The organism is Pseudomonas sp. SMV71, from assembly GCF_052042015.1.
Taxonomy (GTDB): domain Bacteria; phylum Pseudomonadota; class Gammaproteobacteria; order Pseudomonadales; family Pseudomonadaceae; genus Aquipseudomonas.
Window position 1 is genome coordinate 1 of the sequence record NZ_JBKGGU010000031.1, and the last position, 16,591, is coordinate 16,591.

Genomic DNA, 16,591 nt, shown 5'->3' on the forward strand with positions numbered 1-16,591 from the left:
GGTCTGCGCTCATCATAAACCGGAGAACACCACAACATCGTTGTGGGCAAGCCTGCTCCGGGCGGCGATCCGACGATAGCCTCGATTCAATACCCCACGGTAAACCGCGCACGCGGGAACTGTGGTTTCTCCACCTCATCGATCAACGCAATGGCGTAGTCGGCGAAGCTGATCCAACTGCGCCCGGCGGCATCGAACAACAGGTGATCCTTGCCGACCCGGAACTGGCCGGTGCGCTCGGTTTCGACGAACTCCGCCGAGGGCGAAAGGAAGGTCCAGTCCAGGTCCTGTTCCGTGCGCAACACGTCCAGGAACAAGGCGCCGGCCGTGGCTTCGGCAAGATATTCCTCGGGGAAACCCTCGCTGTCGATCACCCGGCTGTTGTCCGGCAGCAACAACGAACCGGCCCCGCCCACCACCAACAGGCGCTTGACGCCGGCGGCCTTCACCGGCGCGATGACCTTGTCGGCCGGCACGGTAGAAAAGTGCGCGGCGCTGATCACCACGTCGTGACCGGTGATGGCCGCGATCAATGCCTCGCTATCCAACACGTCCAGTTGCCTGCTGACCACCCCGTCCCGGTCGCCGATCTTTGCCGTGTTGCGGGCAATGGCCGTGACGCTGTGGCCGCGACGCAGGGCTTCTTCCAACAGCTGGCTGCCAGCACGACCGGTGGCGCCGATAATTGCGATTTTGCTCATGGTGTTCTCCTCTGATTACTCATAGATGCCAAGCATGCAGACCCTTGTGGCGAGGGAGCTTGCTCCCGCTCGGCTGCGAAGCAGTCGCAAGTGGTGGGCCGCCGCGCGACCCAGCGGGAGCAAGCTCCCTCGCCACAAACGCTCTTCAGCCAAGCGGATTCATTGCTGCAAAAGCGTCATCCACCATCGGCCCCTCACCATTTCATCTCCCCCTTCGCCACCTTGGCACTGAGCTCCAGCGAACTGTCTTCGCCCAGGTCCGGGTAGCGCTGTTTCATGGCGGCGATCAGCGCAGCGGAGTCCTTGGCGCGGGCGGTCTCTTCGTCGAAGGCCTGAATGTAGGCGGCGGTGAATCTGACCGGCGCCAAGGAGCGCTCGCTCTCGCCCAGGTAATGGCCCGGAATCACCGTGCGCGGTTGCAGTTTCTCGATGCTCGCCAGGGTCGCCAGCCAGTCCTGATGGGACTTCGGCGTCTGGGTGTCGGCCATCCACACATGAATGTTCTCGGCCACCACCACCCCGCCCACCACGGCCTTGATCGATGGAATCCACACGAAGCTGCGATCCGGTTGCGGGCCGTCAAGACCAATGACCTGCAAGCGTTTGCCTTCCAGCGTCAGGCTGTCGCCCTTGAGCACGTCAGGCACGATGGCCTTGGCCGGCGCGTCAGCCTTCAAGACCGGTCCCCAGTATTTAAGCTTGCCGTCGACGGTGTGCTTGATGTGCTCGACGGTCGGTGCCGAGGCCAGGACCTTGGCCTCGGGGAACGCCGCGGTCAGGGTTTGCAGGCCAAAGTAATAATCTGGATCGCCATGGCTGATGTAGATCGTGGTCAGCCGCTTGCCGCTGGCACGGATCTTTTCCACCACCTGCTCGGCCTGGGTTCTGCCGAACTGAGCGTCCACCAGGATCGCTTCCTTCTCGCCACTGACCAACACCGAGCTCACCGGGAACACCGCCGCCGCGCCAGGGTTATAGACGTCGAGGGTCAGGTCGGCCGCCCAGGTGTGCGCGGCGAAAGCCCATGCGGCCGTCGCCAGCAGCAGGCGCTTGAAAGGGGTCAATCCGCTCATGGTGTGCTCCGTTGTTCAAAGTCCGAATGCGACAGAGCTTAGTTACCCGATTGATTCTGAAAAATGCGATGCTCGAACATAGTTTGTTTCTGAAAGCGGGCAAATCATGGATCGTCTCCAAGCAATGCGAGTCTTTGTCACGGTGGTGGACCTGGGCAGCCAGTCAGCGGCGGCCGAGTATCTGGACCTTTCAAGGCCGGTGGTCTCGCGGTACCTGGCGGAGCTGGAAGATTGGGTCGGCGCCCGGCTGATGCACCGAACCACGCGCAAGCTGAGCCTGACGGCCGCCGGCACCGAGACCCTGCCGCGCTGCCGACAGATGCTGGAATTGTCCGGTGATATGCAAGCGGCGGTCAGCACGCGGGACGACGCGCCAAGGGGCATGCTGCGCATCAGCGCCAGCACCTCGTTCGGCCAGACGCAACTGGCAGCCGCCATGGCTGAGTTCGTCAAGCGATACCCTGGGGTGAGCGTCGACCTGCAAATGCTCGATCGCACCGTGAACCTGGTGGACGAACGCATTGACCTGGCGATCCGCATGAGCAACGACCTGGACCCGAACCTGATCGCCCGCCGCCTCTCGGTCTGCCGCTCGGTGATCTGCGCCTCACCCGCCTACCTGCGCGAACACCCGACACCGCAGCGGGTGGAGGACCTGAGCCGGCACAACTGCCTGACCCACTCCTACGTCGGCAAGAGCCTGTGGCATTTCGAGCAGGACGGCGAACAGGTCTCGGTACCGGTGCAGGGCAACATCAGCGCCAACGAGGCCAGTACCCTGCTGCGGGCGACGATGGCGGGCGCCGGCGTGGCGATGCTGCCCAGCTTTCAGGCCGGCGCCCACATCAAGCGCGGCGAGCTGATTCGCCTTTTGCCCCACGCCGAACCCCGGCGGATGAACATGTACGCGGTGTATGCCTCGCGCAAACACATGCCCTCGGCGCTGCGCAGCCTGCTGGATTTTCTGGTGGTGAGGTTTCCCGAGACGCCGGAGTGGGATGTGGGGTTGTAAACCCACCCCCCCGGTGGGAGCGAGCCTGCTCGCGATAGCGATGTGTCAGTCGACATTCATGTTGACAGTCAGACCGCTATCGCGAGCAGGCTCGCTCCCACAGGGGGATTGTGCAAGAGCTCGAATACCGCACCAGGATTTCACCAAACCCCCACCCCAAGGCATACTTGCCACCCTCCGCACCCCAGAACCCGAAACCGCCCCATGCGTATCCACGTCAGTTTCATCGACCGCGTCGGCATCACCCAGGAAGTCCTGGCGTTGCTCGGTGGGCGCAATCTCAATCTGGATGCGGTGGAGATGGTGCCGCCCAACGTCTACATCGACGCTCCGACCCTCAGCCCGCAGGTGCTGGACGAGTTGCGCGAGGCGCTGTTCAGCGTACGTGGCGTTCAAGCGGTGACCGTAGTGGACATCCTGCCGGGCCAGCGCCGACACCTGCAGCTCGATGCCCTGCTGGCGGCCATGACCGATCCGGTGCTGGCCCTGGACAGCGCCGGCAACATACTACTGGCCAACCCGGCACTGATTGCCCTGTATGGCCGCGAGCCGGCCGGGGAAAGCGTGGCCAGCCTGTTCGGCGACGAAGCGCTGCTCAGTGCTCTGCTGGAGAACGGTTTCCGCCTGCCGCTGCGGGAGATCACCCTCAACGGCCAGACCTTGTTGCTGGACGCCACGCCCATTACCGACGCCGGTGCCCTGCTGACGCTCTACCCGCCGAATCGCATTGGCGAACGCTTGTCGGCCCTGCACCACGACCACGCCGAAGGTTTTGATGCGTTGCTCGGCGAGTCGCCGGCGATCCGCACCCTCAAGGCCCGGGCCCAGCGCGTCGCAGCCCTCGACGCACCGCTATTGATCCAAGGCGAAACCGGTACCGGCAAGGAACTGGTGGCCCGAGCCTGCCACGCCATCAGCGCCCGCCACAGCGCACCGTTCCTGGCCCTGAACTGCGCCGCACTGCCGGAGAACCTGGCCGAGAGCGAACTGTTCGGTTATGCGCCCGGTGCGTTCACCGGGGCGCAGCGGGGCGGCAAGCCCGGGCTGATGGAGCTGGCAAACCAGGGCACGGTATTCCTCGACGAGATCGGCGAGATGTCGCCCTACCTGCAAGCCAAGCTACTGCGCTTTCTCAACGATGGCAGCTTCCGCCGGGTCGGCGGCGACCGGGAAATCAAGGTCAACGTGCGGATCCTCAGCGCCACCCACCGCAACCTGGAAAAAATGGTCAGCGAAGGCTCGTTCCGCGAAGACCTGTTCTATCGCCTGAACGTGCTCAACGTCGAAGTCCCGCCGCTGCGTGAACGCGGCCAGGACATCCTGCTGCTGGCCCGCTACTTCATGCAACAGGCCTGCGCGCAGATCCAGCGTCCGGTCTGCCGCCTGGCGCCCGGTACCTACCCCGCGCTGCTGGGCAATCGCTGGCCGGGCAACGTGCGGCAGTTGCAGAACGTGATCTTCCGCGCCGCCGCCATCTGCGAGAGCAGCCTGGTAGACATCGGCGACCTGGACATCGCCGGCACCTCGGTGGCCCGTCAGGGCGATGTGGAAGTCGAAAGCCTGGAGCAGGCGGTGGAGACCTTCGAGAAAAACCTCCTCGAAAGCCTCTACGTCAATTACCCCTCCACGCGCCAACTCGCCAGCCGCCTGCAAACCTCCCACACCGCGATTGCCCATCGGTTGCGCAAGTATGGGATTTCCAACAAGCCATAGCTTTACTTGTTCCATGTGGGAGCGGGCTTGCTCGCGAAAGCGGTGTGTCAGTCGACATCAACTTGGCTGGCACACCGTCTTCGCGAGCAAGCCCGCTCCCACAGGATTCTGAGTTGTGGTCGAAATCGCGCCAAAAACGACCTCCATCTGTACTGAAAGCGCTACAGTGGAACGATATCGCTACAGCCGGCGATAAACTGCGTCATATAAGGCTTTGATCCCACAATAATTTTTTCCAGGCGCAACGCTGTAGCGATTTCGCTACAGCACAGGTCGCCCGCATCACACCGACCCCCTTCAAATCATTGATCCATAAGTACTTATCGAGATTGGCCGCATTCTTGCTATGGGTATTGGCATCGGGCCGGGCCAAGCCCCGCGCCTTTCCTTCGCGTCCACCAGACGAATCTGGCCCCAGGAGTTTCCATGAGCGAGTTGCGTTTCACTGAAGATCACGAATGGCTGCGTACCGAAGCCGACGGCAGCGTCACAGTCGGTATTACCGCGTTTGCGCAAAACGCCTTGGGCGATGTGGTCTATGTTCAGTTACCGGAACTGCAAAGCTACGACAAGGGTGCCGAAGCCGCGACCGTGGAATCGGTGAAAGCCGCCAGTGGCGTCTACATGCCCCTCAACGGTGAGGTGCTGGAAGTCAACCCGGCCCTGGAAAGCAATCCGGAACTGGTCAACGAAGATCCGCTGGGCGATGGCTGGTTTTTCCGTTTCCAGCCCGCCAATGCCGCTGAAGTTGGCCAACTGTTGAATCAGGACGCCTACGACCGCCTGATCAAAGCCAACGCCGAAGCCTGAGGAGCCACGACATGAGTATCAATCTGGGCACCGCCAACGAATTCATCGCCCGCCACATCGGCCCGCGGGCCAGCGACGAGCAAGCCATGCTCGAACGCCTGGGCTATGACTCTCTGGAAGCGTTGAGCGCCAGCGTCATCCCGGAAAGCATCAAGGGCACCAGCGTGCTGGACATGGGCGACGGCCAGAGCGAAGCCGATGCCTTGGCCTCGATCAAGGCCATCGCCGGTAAGAACCAGTTGTTCAAGACCTACATCGGCCAGGGTTACTACAACTGTCATACCCCTGCTCCGATCCTGCGCAACCTGCTGGAAAACCCGGCCTGGTACACCGCCTACACGCCATACCAGCCAGAAATTTCCCAGGGCCGTCTCGAAGCGCTGCTGAACTTCCAGACCCTGATCAGCGACCTCACCGGCCTGCCGATCGCCAACGCATCCTTGCTGGACGAAGCCACCGCCGCCGCCGAAGCCATGACCTTCTGCAAGCGCCTGAGCAAGAACAAGGGCAGCAACGCCTTTTTCGCCTCCCGTCACTGTCACCCGCAGACCCTCGACGTACTGCGCACCCGCGCCGAGCCCCTGGGGATTGACGTGGTGGTGGGCGACGAGCGCGAACTGAGCGACGTCAACGGCTTCTTCGGTGCATTGCTGCAATATCCAGCCAGCAACGGTGATCTGTTCGACTATCGTGAACTGACCGAACGTTTCCACGCTGCCAATGCGTTGGTGGCGGTCGCGGCGGACTTGCTGGCCCTGACTCTGCTGACTCCGCCAGGCGAATTCGGCGCCGACGTGGCCATCGGCAGCGCCCAGCGCTTCGGCGTGCCGCTGGGCTTCGGCGGCCCGCACGCGGCCTATTTCTCGACCAAGGACGCCTTCAAGCGCGACATGCCGGGCCGTCTGGTGGGGGTTTCCGTGGACCGTTTCGGCAAGCCGGCCCTGCGCCTGGCGATGCAGACCCGCGAGCAACACATCCGCCGCGAGAAAGCCACGAGCAACATCTGCACCGCCCAGGTACTGCTGGCCAACATCGCCAGCATGTACGCCGTTTACCATGGGCCCAAGGGCCTCGTGCAGATCGCCAACCGCATTCATCACCTGACCGCGATCCTCGCCAACGGCCTCGGCGCGTTGGGCTTGAAGGTCGAACAAGCCAGCTTCTTTGACACCCTGACCCTGCACACCGGCGCGCAAACTGCCGCCCTGCACGACAAGGCCCGCGCCCAGCGCATCAACCTGCGCGCGGTGGACGCTGAACGCCTGGGTCTGTCCCTGGATGAAACCACCACCCAGGCCGACATCCAAAGCCTGTGGGCACTGCTGGCCGACGGCAAGGCCCTGCCGGATTTCGCTGCCCTCGCCGCCAGCGTGCAGAGCCGCATCCCGACCGAGCTGGTACGCCAGTCGCCGATCCTCAGCCATCCGGTGTTCAACCGCTACCACTCCGAAACCGAGCTGATGCGCTACCTGCGCAAGCTGGCCGACAAGGACCTGGCCCTGGATCGCACCATGATCCCGCTGGGTTCGTGCACCATGAAGCTCAACGCCGCCAGCGAGATGATCCCGGTGACCTGGGCCGAATTCGGCGCGCTGCACCCGTTCGCCCCGGCCGAGCAGAGCGCCGGATACCAACAGTTGACCGACGAGCTGGAAGCCATGCTCTGCGCCGCCACCGGTTACGACGCGGTGTCGCTGCAACCCAACGCCGGTTCCCAGGGTGAATACGCCGGCCTGCTGGCGATCCGCGCCTATCACCAGAGCCGTGGCGAAGAGCGTCGCGACATCTGCCTGATCCCGTCCTCGGCCCACGGCACCAACCCGGCCACCGCCAACATGGCCGGCATGCGTGTCGTCGTGACGGCCTGCGATGCCCGTGGCAACGTCGCCATCGAAGACCTGCGAGCCAAGGCCATCGAGCATCGCGAACACCTCGCCGCGCTGATGATCACCTACCCGTCCACCCACGGCGTGTTCGAAGAAGGCATCCGCGAAATCTGCGGCATCATTCATGACAACGGCGGCCAGGTTTACATCGACGGCGCCAACATGAACGCCATGGTCGGCCTCTGCGCACCGGGCAAGTTCGGTGGCGACGTGTCGCACCTGAACCTGCACAAGACTTTCTGCATTCCCCACGGCGGTGGCGGCCCGGGCGTCGGCCCGATTGGCGTCAAGTCGCACCTGGCACCGTTCCTACCCGGCCACGCCAACATGGAGCGCAAGGAAGGCGCGGTATGCGCGGCGCCGTTCGGCAGCGCCAGCATCCTGCCAATCACCTGGATGTACATCCGCATGATGGGCGGTGCCGGCCTCAAGCGCGCCTCGCAGCTGGCGATCCTCAACGCCAACTACATTGCCCGCCGCCTGGAAGAGCATTACCCGGTGCTCTACACCGGCAGCAACGGCCTGGTGGCTCACGAGTGCATCCTTGACCTGCGTCCGCTCAAGGACAGCAGCGGCATCAGCGTCGATGACGTGGCCAAGCGCCTGATCGACTTCGGTTTCCACGCCCCGACCATGTCGTTCCCGGTGGCCGGCACGCTGATGATCGAGCCGACCGAAAGCGAATCCAAGGAAGAGCTGGACCGTTTCTGCGACGCCATGATCTGCATCCGCGAAGAAATCCGCGCGGTGGAAAACGGCAGCCTGGACAAAGACGACAACCCACTGAAGAACGCTCCGCACACGGCGGCGGAACTCGTCGGCGATTGGACCCACCCCTACAGCCGCGAACAAGCGGTGTATCCAGTGGCGTCGTTGATCGAAAGCAAGTACTGGCCACCGGTTGGCCGGGTCGACAACGTGTTCGGCGACCGCAACCTGGTCTGCGCCTGCCCGTCGATCGAAAGCTACGCTTGATCTGAGAGGGGGCGGGCTTGCCTGCCCCTTTCAACAACACCGCGAACCTTGTGGAAGGTCACTTTCTCAAGGAAACCACACCTCCCTGTGGGAGCGAGCTTGCTCGCGATAGCGGTATGACAGCTGACAGAAATGTTGACTGACACTGCGCTATCGCGAGCAAGCTCGCTCCCACAAAGGAGCCTGTGCCCTATTTCATATTCGTCGATCCTCATAAAAAGAAACCGGAGAAACACCATGTCGTTAAGCGTGTTCGACCTGTTCAAGATCGGTATCGGCCCTTCCAGCTCCCATACGGTCGGCCCGATGCGTGCCGCTGCCCGTTTCGTCGAAGGGCTGCGTCGGGATGACCTGCTCGAAACCATCACCAGCGTCAAGGTCGAGCTCTACGGCTCCCTCGGTGCCACCGGCAAGGGCCACGGCAGTGACAAGGCCGTGCTGCTGGGCCTGGAAGGTGAACACCCGGACACCGTGGACACCGAGACCGTCACGGCCCGCCTGCAAGACATCCGCAGCAACGGTCGCTTGAACCTGCTCGGTCAACACCCCATCGAATTCAATGAAAAGCTGCACCTGGCAATGATCCGCAAGCCGCTGGCCTTTCACCCCAACGGCATGATCTTCCGCGCCTTCGACGCGGCGGGGCTGCAGGTGCGCAGCCGCGAGTATTACTCCATCGGCGGCGGGTTCGTCGTCGATGAAGGCGCGGCCGGTGCCGACCGTATCGTCGAAGACGCCACGGTCCTGACCTTCCCGTTCAAGAGCGCCAAGGACCTGCTCGGCCATTGCACCACCTATGGCCTGTCCATCAGCCAGGTAATGCTGACCAACGAAAGTGCCTGGCGCCCCGAAGCCGAGACTCGCGCAGGCCTGCTGAAAATCTGGCAGGTGATGCAGGATTGCGTGGCGGCCGGCTGCCGCAACGAAGGCATCCTGCCGGGCGGATTGAAGGTCAAGCGTCGGGCCGCCGCATTGCACCGCCAGTTATGCAAGAACCCCGAAGCTTCGCTGCGCGATCCGCTGTCGGTACTGGATTGGGTCAACCTGTATGCCCTGGCCGTGAACGAAGAAAACGCCTTTGGCGGACGGGTCGTCACCGCGCCCACCAACGGCGCGGCGGGGATCATTCCGGCCGTGCTGCATTACTACATGCGCTTCATCCCTGGCGCCAATGAGGATGGCGTGGTGCGTTTCCTGCTGACCGCCGCCGCCATCGGCATTCTCTACAAGGAAAACGCCTCGATCTCCGGCGCCGAAGTCGGTTGCCAGGGCGAGGTCGGCGTTGCCTGTTCCATGGCCGCCGGTGCCCTGTGCGAAGTCTTGGGCGGCACGGTGCAACAGGTGGAAAACGCCGCCGAGATCGGCATGGAACACAATCTCGGCCTGACCTGCGACCCCATCGGCGGCCTGGTCCAGGTGCCGTGCATCGAGCGCAACGCCATGGGCTCGGTGAAAGCCATCAATGCCGTGCGCATGGCCATGCGTGGCGATGGTCATCACTTCGTCTCCCTCGACAAAGTCATCCGCACCATGCGCCAGACCGGCGCCGACATGAAAAGCAAATACAAGGAGACCGCCCGCGGCGGCCTGGCGGTCAACATCATTGAATGCTGATGCGCCTCTCTTCATTTTTCCAGGAGCTGATATGTCCACCGAATCATTGTTGAAAACCCCGCTGCACGCACTGCACCTTGAACTTGGCGCCCGCATGGTGCCGTTCGCCGGCTATGACATGCCGGTGCAATACCCGTTGGGCGTGATGAAAGAGCACCAGCACACCCGCGACCAGGCCGGGCTGTTCGACGTGTCCCACATGGGCCAGATCCGCCTGAGCGGCGCCGGCGCGGCCAAGGCCCTGGAAACCCTGGTGCCGGTGGACATCATCGACCTGCCGGTGGGCATGCAGCGCTACGCCATGTTCACCAACGAGAACGGCGGTATCCTCGACGACCTGATGGTCGCCAACCTGGGCAATGACGAGCTGTTCCTGGTGGTCAACGCAGCCTGCAAGGAGCAGGACCTGGCGCACCTGCGTACGCATATTGGCGAGCAGTGCAACATCGAGCCGCTGTTCGAAGCCCGCGCCCTGCTCGCCCTGCAAGGCCCGGCCGCCGTCACCGTACTGGCGCGCCTGGCACCCGATGTGGCGAAGATGACCTTCATGCAATTCCAGCGCGTCTCCCTGCTGGGCGTGGACTGCTTCGTCAGCCGCTCCGGCTACACCGGCGAAGACGGTTTCGAGATATCCGTGCCTGCCGTCGAGGCGGAAAAACTTGCTCGTGCCCTGCTCGCCGAGCCCGAAGTCGCGGCCATCGGCCTGGGCGCCCGTGACTCATTGCGCCTGGAAGCCGGCCTGTGCCTCTACGGCCACGACATGAATGCCGACACCACACCCGTCGAGGCCAGCCTGCTGTGGGCCATTTCCAAGGTGCGACGTGCCGACGGTGCCCGCGCCGGTGGTTTCCCCGGCGCCGAGACGGTATTTACCCAGCAACAGAACGGCGTGAACCGCAAACGCGTCGGCCTGCTGCCCCAGGAACGCACACCGGTGCGCGAAGGCGCGGAGATCGTCAACGAAGCGGGTGAGATTATCGGGGCAGTTTGCAGCGGCGGCTTCGGCCCGACGCTCGGCGGTCCATTGGCGATGGGTTATCTGAACAGTGCATATGTCGCATTGGATACGCCGGTCTGGGCGATTGTGCGTGGGAAAAAGGTGCCTTTACTTGTAAGCAAAACGCCATTCGTTCCACAACGCTACTACCGTGGTTGATTGACTGTTTCTATAAGTAACGCGGTTGCGTTATACGTGCACTAATGTGTAACGCAACCGCCATAAAAAGGTGCATCTTCAGGTTATTGAACGAGCCTTATACCGTTCACTACTTATTGAGTTCCGGTATCGTATAAGCCAAGTCCAGCGAAACGTTTGAAATGCCGGCAAGCTGAGCAAATACGGGCCCTTCAGGGGGGTTGTTTTTTTGTTCATGGTTGGCGTAGAGTTTGGTCACTGTGTTTGCATGGGTCGCTTGGAATCGTGACCTGGGCAGTAGCTTATGAAGTTCGCTACATCCCGCTCGACGTCTCTTACTTTCCTGCAACCCAGCCCCAGTACTCTTTCAGGCGAAAGAGGCTGTCATCAATTTTAGCGTCAAAGGAAATAAGAAAATGTCCCAACGTCAGAGCGGTACCGTCAAGTGGTTCAACGACGAGAAAGGTTTTGGTTTTATCACTCCTGAAAGCGGTCCGGATCTGTTCGTGCACTTTCGCGCGATCCAGGGCAACGGCTTCAAGACCCTGAAAGAAGGCCAGAAGGTCACTTTCGTTGCGGTGCAAGGCCAGAAAGGCATGCAGGCTGACGAAGTACAAGCTGAAGCCTGAGGCTTTCGCGAACGAAAAAGCCCCTGATTGATATCAGGGGCTTTTTTATGGGCGTAAATCCGTAGAATGGGCTTCTTTTTGTCCGAGGCCGTCATGCCGAAACACTTGCTCACCCCACAGGGCGATTTCCCCCCCGTTGGCATGGGCCGTCGCCTCGCAGCGATGTTCTATGACTTTCTACTGTGTACGGCGCTGCTGATCGTCACCAGTGGCGCGTACAAGATGATCCAGATGGCAATCATCGGCGAAGAAAGAATGCGCGCCCTGACCGAGTCCGGCGCGCTGGACGGTGACCCGCTGCTGTCTACCGTGCTGCTGTTCGTATTGTTCGGCTTCTTCGCCAAGTTCTGGACCCACAACGGCCAGACCCTGGGCATGCAGGTGTGGTGCATCCGCGTACAGAACGCCGATGGCACGGCCATCAGCCTGTGGCAGGCGCTGTTGCGCTTCGTGGTGTCGATTGCGTCATTGCTGCTGGTGGGGCTGGGCTTCATCTGGGCGCTGTTCGACAAGCGCAAGCGCAGCTGGCATGACATCTACTCGGATACTCAGCTGGTGCGGATTCCGAAGAAGACCAAGTGAGGCCAGCCTGGGCGGCCGATGATGAACCCCGTGGCGAGGGAGCTTGCTCCCGCTCGACTGCGCAGCAGTCGCAAATGCTCATGCGCGTTCAAGTAACCCGGCACCGGAGAGAGGGGCTGCTGCGCAGCCCAGCGGGAGCAAGCTCCCTCGCCACAGGGGTTTCATAGGCCTTGAGACCTTTGCGGTCCCCGAAGCTTGTCGATCAGGCGTTACCCGCCAATTTCATCCGCGCCGCCTGGGTAAAATCCAGCATGCGCTTGAGTGGGCGGATAGCCTGGGGAATCAGCGCCGGGTCGACGAAGATTTCATTGGCGCCCTCCTGCAAGCTCTTGAGGGTACGTTCCAGGGTATTCATCGCCATCCACGGGCAGTGCGCGCAACTGCGACAGGCTGCGCCGTTGCCCGCGGTTGGCGCTTCGATAAAGACCTTGTCCGGGCACAGCTGCTGCATCTTGTAGAAAATGCCGCGGTCGGTGGCGACGATCAGCGTCTTGTTCGGCAGGCTCTGGGCGGCGGCGATCAGTTGGCTGGTGGAGCCCACGGCGTCCGCCAGTTCGATCACCGAAGTCGGCGATTCCGGGTGCACCAGGATCGCGGCATCCGGGTACAGTGCCTTCATGTCCTCCAGCTGCTTGGACTTGAACTCTTCGTGGACGATACAGGCTCCGTCCCACAGCAACATGTCGGCACCGGTCTTGCGTTGGATATAGGTACCCAGGTGCTTGTCCGGGCCCCAGATGATCGTCTCGCCGTTGTCCATCAGGCTCTCGACGATTTCCAGCGCACAGCTGGACGTCACCACCCAGTCGGCACGGGCCTTGACCGCCGCCGAGGTGTTGGCATACACCACCACGGTGCGCTCCGGATGCTGGTCGCAGAACGCCGAGAACTCGTCCACCGGGCAACCCAGGTCCAGGGAGCAAGTGGCTTCCAGCGTCGGCATCAGCACGCGTTTCTCAGGGTTGAGGATCTTGGCGGTCTCACCCATGAACCTGACCCCGGCCACCACGACGGTCTTGGCCGGATGGGCGTTGCCGAAACGGGCCATTTCCAGGGAGTCGGACACGCAGCCGCCGGTCTCTTCAGCCAGGGCCTGGATGATCGGGTCGCAGTAGAAGTGCGCGACCAGCACCGCGTCCTGAGCCTTGAGCTCGGCGGCGATGGCGGCGCGATACCAGGCCTCTTGTTCGGCGCTCAGCGGCTTGGGCTGCTTGGCGTCGAGGTGGGCCTGGACCAGAAGGCGTTCGGAAATTTGCGTCATGTTCGCAAGACCTGCAAGCGCGTTTAGCGCGAAAGTCGAGTATACACCCGGCTCCGGACCACTCGGGTACCGCCGGGACAATGGGGATCAATCAGGCACGGGACAGCGTCAAGCCGGCAAGGCTACAGAATATCCCCTCGATGCAAAAGATCATTCTGACCTGCGTCCGGCCAGGCTGGGGTTCGCCTGCTCCACCGGGGTCACTAAGCCCGGGGACGGAATAAACAGGACAGGCGGCGAACGCCAGTGTGGCGAGGGGATTGATCGCCTCGCCACAGCAGCGAGCCGCATTTGATTATTAAATAGGCCTCACCAGTTTTCAGTTTGCCCATCGCAAGGTGCCCTGGCCTAAATGGGGCTTTATCCAGCCAGGGCCCTGTCATGGAAAACATTCGAACCTCAACCACCCGCGCCACCTGGCTGATGATCAGCATCGTTCTGGTGGCGCTGAACCTGCGGCCCTCGATGGCGGCGGTCGGGCCGTTGTTGTCGGCCATTCGCGGCGAGGTGTCGTTGAATTTCAGTACCGCCTCGCTGCTGACCATGTTGCCGGTCATGGCGATGGGCCTGGCGATGTTCCTGGGCATGCGCATCGCCCTGCGCGTCGGCGAACACCGCACCATCGTGCTGTCGCTGTTGATCATTGGCATCGCCACGGCCTCGCGCTTGTACCTGGACAGCACCGTCGGGTTGATCGCCAGTGCGATCGTGGCCGGGCTAGGGATCGCCTTGATCCAGGCTGTGATGCCGGCACTGATCAAGTCGCGCTTCGCCGACAACGTCTCTCTGTTCATGGGCTTGTACGTCACCTCCATCATGGGCGGGGCGGCGATTGCCGCATCGTTTTCACCCTTTGTCCTGACGCAGACTGGCAGTTGGCGCGTCGGCCTCGCGATCTGGGCATTGTTGGCGCTGGTTGCCTTGGGCTGCTGGTACGCCCAGCACTCGAACATCACGTCCTTGCCCGAAACAGCGTCCCGGCATCACGAAGCGTTTTCCAGCAACGCCCGGGCCTGGCTACTGGCGACATTCTTCGGCTTGGGCACTGCTTCCTACACCTGCGTACTGGCCTGGCTGGCGCCCTACTATGTGGAAAAAGGCTGGAGTGAACAGCACGCGGGCTTATTGCTGGGGTTTCTTACGGCGATGGAGGTGCTGTCCGGCCTGGTCACCCCGGCGCTTGCCAACCGAAGCCGGGATAAACGCCTGGTCCTGACAGTCCTGCTGGTTTTGATCATGACGGGTTTCTGCGGCCTGATCCTCAGCCCGGAACGCCTGAGCCTGCTGTGGCCGTGCCTGTTGGGGCTGGGTATTGGCGGGTTGTTTCCGATGAGCCTGATCGTGTCGCTGGACCATTTGGATAATCCGCGCAGGGCCGGTGGCCTGACGGCATTCGTGCAAGGGATCGGCTACCTGATCGCCGGACTTTCGCCGTTGATTGCCGGATCGATTCGCGACCAGCTGGGAAGCTTCGAGTGGGCCTGGTGGTCGCTTACCGCGGTCATGGCGTTGATGATACTGATGGTGATGCGGTTCAACCCGAAGCGCTACGCGCAACACATCCAGTGATTCAGACATTCATCCCCGGAGCCATCGAGCAAGCTGCGGGTTCGCCGGCCACTTTTCCACAGGCAAAAAAAAATCCGGAAATCCTCACTTTCGTGGGCCTTCCAGACTTTTAAAACTGCTAAAAATGGTGGGTCGTGTGGGATTCGAACCTACGACCAATTGGTTAAAAGCCAACTGCTCTACCAACTGAGCTAACGACCCGCTGTGTGGTGGCGCGTATAATACTGATTTCTAAGGACTATTCAACACTTAATTTGAAATAAATCAAAAATAAGGGGTTGGATCGCCCACGCCCGCCGCTGCGAAGCCTTCAGCACGCAGGCGGCAGCTGTCGCACTTGCCGCAAGCGCGGCCCTGATCGTCGGCCTGGTAGCAGGAAACAGTCAGCCCATAGTCCACGCCAAGCTTCACGCCCGCCTTGACGATGGCGGCCTTGCTCAGACTCTGCAATGGCGCCTGGATACGGAACCCCTGCCCCTCTACGCCGGCCTTGGTCGCCAGATTGGCCATGCGCTCGAATGCTTCGACGAACTCCGGGCGGCAGTCCGGGTAGCCTGAATAATCCACCGCATTGACCCCGATGAAGATGTCACGGGCACCCAGGACTTCGGCCCAGCCCAAGGCCAGGGACAGGAACACGGTGTTGCGTGCCGGCACATAAGTCACCGGGATGCCTTCGCTCGGCGCCTCGGGTACGTCGATGGAACTGTCGGTCAGGGCCGAACCGCCGATGCCGTTGAGATTCAGGCCAATTACCTTATGCTCCACAACGCCCAAGTCACGGGCCACGCGCTCGGCGGCTTGCAGTTCGGCGCGGTGCCGCTGGCCATAGTCGAAACTCATGGTGTAGCAGCGGTAGCCCTCGGCGCGGGCCATGGCCACGACCGTGGCCGAATCCAGGCCGCCGGACAGCAGGATGACCGCACGTTTCTCTACCATGTTCGATTGCTCAGTCATATCAGCGCCCCGGTTCGTCGTTCCAAAGATATTTATGCAACTGCAGTTGCAGGCGCACCGGCAGGTTATCCGCCACCACCCAATCCGCCAGCTCCCGAGCGTTCAGGTCATGATGACTCGGTGAGAACAATACCTCGCCGGCCCGCTGATCCAGCCCGTATTGGATGAGCTTGGACACAGCCCAGTCGTAATCCTCTCGCGAGCAGATGACGAACTTGACCTGATCGTTGGGCGTCAACAGCTCGATGTTTTCGTAACGGTTGCGATGCGCTTCCTTGGAACCCGGGGTTTTCAGGTCCAGGACGCGGCTGACCCGCGTATCGACCGCCGAGATGTCCAGCGCGCCGCTGGTTTCCAGCGAGACCTCGTAGCCGGCATCACACAGCCGCTTGATCAGCGGAATGGCATTGGGTTGTGCCAGTGGCTCGCCGCCCGTGACGCAGACATAGCGCGGACGATAGCCGGCCACTTGTTCAAGGATATCGTCGAGGGTACGCAAGGTGCCGCCGCTGAAGGCGTAGGCGCTGTCACAGTATTGGCAACGCAACGGACAACCGGTGAGGCGCACAAATACCGTGGGCAGCCCGGCCGTTCGCGTTTCACCCTGTAACGAGTAAAAAACTTCGGTGATTCTCAATGTGTCTTGCATAGTCGCCACGGGCGTAACAGCTAAA

The 16,591-nt window shown here is 61.9% G+C and carries 14 protein-coding genes and 1 tRNA gene; 9 read left to right on the plus strand and 6 right to left on the minus strand.

The genetic code is table 11. The features are described 5' to 3' along the window. Nucleotides 1–86 precede the first annotated feature (86 nt). Nucleotides 87–701, minus strand: coding sequence for an NAD(P)-dependent oxidoreductase (locus ACLEJQ_RS24060; protein ID WP_440799146.1), 615 nt, complete (start codon nucleotides 699–701; stop codon nucleotides 87–89). Between the two features lie 194 nt (nucleotides 702–895). Beyond that, nucleotides 896–1,774: an MBL fold metallo-hydrolase gene (locus ACLEJQ_RS24065; RefSeq protein ID WP_440799148.1), complete on the minus strand. Its 879-nt coding sequence runs from the start codon at nucleotides 1,772–1,774 to the stop codon at nucleotides 896–898. Between the two features lie 106 nt (nucleotides 1,775–1,880). Between ACLEJQ_RS24065 and ACLEJQ_RS24070 the strand changes: the two genes are divergently transcribed. The 8 genes from ACLEJQ_RS24070 (at nucleotide 1,881) to ACLEJQ_RS24105 (ending at nucleotide 12,130) form a co-directional block, all read left to right on the plus strand. Continuing rightward, nucleotides 1,881–2,786: a LysR family transcriptional regulator gene (locus ACLEJQ_RS24070; RefSeq protein WP_440799150.1), complete on the plus strand. Its 906-nt coding sequence runs from the start codon at nucleotides 1,881–1,883 to the stop codon at nucleotides 2,784–2,786. A gap of 204 nt (nucleotides 2,787–2,990) precedes the next feature. Continuing rightward, nucleotides 2,991–4,499, plus strand: coding sequence for a sigma-54-dependent transcriptional regulator (locus ACLEJQ_RS24075; RefSeq protein ID WP_440799151.1), 1,509 nt, complete (start codon nucleotides 2,991–2,993; stop codon nucleotides 4,497–4,499). A 426-nt stretch (nucleotides 4,500–4,925) separates the two neighbouring features. After that, nucleotides 4,926–5,309: a glycine cleavage system protein GcvH gene (gcvH, locus tag ACLEJQ_RS24080; protein ID WP_440799153.1), complete on the plus strand. Its 384-nt coding sequence runs from the start codon at nucleotides 4,926–4,928 to the stop codon at nucleotides 5,307–5,309. A gap of 11 nt (nucleotides 5,310–5,320) precedes the next feature. Continuing rightward, nucleotides 5,321–8,170 carry an aminomethyl-transferring glycine dehydrogenase gene (gcvP, locus tag ACLEJQ_RS24085; protein ID WP_440799155.1) on the plus strand — a complete coding sequence of 950 codons (2,850 nt, stop codon included), beginning with the start codon at nucleotides 5,321–5,323 and terminating at the stop codon, nucleotides 8,168–8,170. A 237-nt stretch (nucleotides 8,171–8,407) separates the two neighbouring features. Continuing rightward, nucleotides 8,408–9,784: an L-serine ammonia-lyase gene (locus ACLEJQ_RS24090; RefSeq protein WP_440799157.1), complete on the plus strand. Its 1,377-nt coding sequence runs from the start codon at nucleotides 8,408–8,410 to the stop codon at nucleotides 9,782–9,784. Between the two features lie 31 nt (nucleotides 9,785–9,815). Beyond that, complete coding sequence (gene gcvT, locus ACLEJQ_RS24095; RefSeq protein WP_440799159.1) at nucleotides 9,816–10,940, plus strand: glycine cleavage system aminomethyltransferase GcvT; 1,125 nt, start codon at nucleotides 9,816–9,818, stop codon at nucleotides 10,938–10,940. Nucleotides 10,941–11,335: 395 nt separating this feature from the next. Then, the gene (locus ACLEJQ_RS24100) at nucleotides 11,336–11,548 is read left to right on the plus strand and encodes a cold-shock protein (protein WP_440799161.1); all 213 of its coding nucleotides are present in this window, start codon (nucleotides 11,336–11,338) and stop codon (nucleotides 11,546–11,548) included. 93 nt (nucleotides 11,549–11,641) lie between these two features. Next, the gene (locus ACLEJQ_RS24105) at nucleotides 11,642–12,130 is read left to right on the plus strand and encodes an RDD family protein (RefSeq protein ID WP_440799163.1); all 489 of its coding nucleotides are present in this window, start codon (nucleotides 11,642–11,644) and stop codon (nucleotides 12,128–12,130) included. A gap of 202 nt (nucleotides 12,131–12,332) precedes the next feature. Here ACLEJQ_RS24105 and nadA read toward each other — a convergent pair whose 3' ends face one another. Further along, complete coding sequence (nadA, locus tag ACLEJQ_RS24110) at nucleotides 12,333–13,391, minus strand: quinolinate synthase NadA (RefSeq protein ID WP_440799165.1); 1,059 nt, start codon at nucleotides 13,389–13,391, stop codon at nucleotides 12,333–12,335. 381 nt (nucleotides 13,392–13,772) lie between these two features. Here nadA and ACLEJQ_RS24115 point away from each other — a divergent pair, with 381 nt between their 5' ends. Continuing rightward, a complete protein-coding gene (locus tag ACLEJQ_RS24115) occupies nucleotides 13,773–14,960 on the plus strand; it encodes a cyanate transporter (RefSeq protein WP_440799167.1) in 1,188 nt (395 codons plus the stop codon). 125 nt (nucleotides 14,961–15,085) lie between these two features. Here the strand turns inward: ACLEJQ_RS24115 and ACLEJQ_RS24120 are convergent. From ACLEJQ_RS24120 to queE, 3 genes are all read right to left on the minus strand, one after another. After that, a tRNA-Lys gene (locus tag ACLEJQ_RS24120) sits at nucleotides 15,086–15,161 on the minus strand. Nucleotides 15,162–15,224: 63 nt separating this feature from the next. Next, complete coding sequence (queC, locus tag ACLEJQ_RS24125) at nucleotides 15,225–15,899, minus strand: 7-cyano-7-deazaguanine synthase QueC (protein ID WP_440799214.1); 675 nt, start codon at nucleotides 15,897–15,899, stop codon at nucleotides 15,225–15,227. Nucleotides 15,900–15,918: 19 nt separating this feature from the next. Continuing rightward, nucleotides 15,919–16,566 (minus strand): 7-carboxy-7-deazaguanine synthase QueE, encoded by a 648-nt coding sequence (gene queE / locus ACLEJQ_RS24130; protein ID WP_245142993.1) that lies wholly within the window; start codon nucleotides 16,564–16,566, stop codon nucleotides 15,919–15,921. Nucleotides 16,567–16,591: the final 25 nt, after the last annotated feature.

Bases quoted from the DNA above. Each gene is read 5' to 3' on its own strand.
- ACLEJQ_RS24060 (WP_440799146.1), bottom strand. From the start codon at position 701: ATGAGCAAAATCGCAATTATCGGCGCCACCGGTCGTGCTGGCAGCCAG.
- ACLEJQ_RS24065 (WP_440799148.1), bottom strand. From the start codon at position 1,774: ATGAGCGGATTGACCCCTTTCAAGCGCCTGCTGCTGGCGACGGCCGCA.
- ACLEJQ_RS24070 (WP_440799150.1), top strand. From the start codon at position 1,881: ATGGATCGTCTCCAAGCAATGCGAGTCTTTGTCACGGTGGTGGACCTG.
- ACLEJQ_RS24075 (WP_440799151.1), top strand. From the start codon at position 2,991: ATGCGTATCCACGTCAGTTTCATCGACCGCGTCGGCATCACCCAGGAA.
- gcvH (WP_440799153.1), top strand. From the start codon at position 4,926: ATGAGCGAGTTGCGTTTCACTGAAGATCACGAATGGCTGCGTACCGAA.
- gcvP (WP_440799155.1), top strand. From the start codon at position 5,321: ATGAGTATCAATCTGGGCACCGCCAACGAATTCATCGCCCGCCACATC.
- ACLEJQ_RS24090 (WP_440799157.1), top strand. From the start codon at position 8,408: ATGTCGTTAAGCGTGTTCGACCTGTTCAAGATCGGTATCGGCCCTTCC.
- gcvT (WP_440799159.1), top strand. From the start codon at position 9,816: ATGTCCACCGAATCATTGTTGAAAACCCCGCTGCACGCACTGCACCTT.
- ACLEJQ_RS24100 (WP_440799161.1), top strand. From the start codon at position 11,336: ATGTCCCAACGTCAGAGCGGTACCGTCAAGTGGTTCAACGACGAGAAA.
- ACLEJQ_RS24105 (WP_440799163.1), top strand. From the start codon at position 11,642: ATGCCGAAACACTTGCTCACCCCACAGGGCGATTTCCCCCCCGTTGGC.
- nadA (WP_440799165.1), bottom strand. From the start codon at position 13,391: ATGACGCAAATTTCCGAACGCCTTCTGGTCCAGGCCCACCTCGACGCC.
- ACLEJQ_RS24115 (WP_440799167.1), top strand. From the start codon at position 13,773: ATGGAAAACATTCGAACCTCAACCACCCGCGCCACCTGGCTGATGATC.
- queC (WP_440799214.1), bottom strand. From the start codon at position 15,899: ATGGTAGAGAAACGTGCGGTCATCCTGCTGTCCGGCGGCCTGGATTCG.
- queE (WP_245142993.1), bottom strand. From the start codon at position 16,566: ATGCAAGACACATTGAGAATCACCGAAGTTTTTTACTCGTTACAGGGT.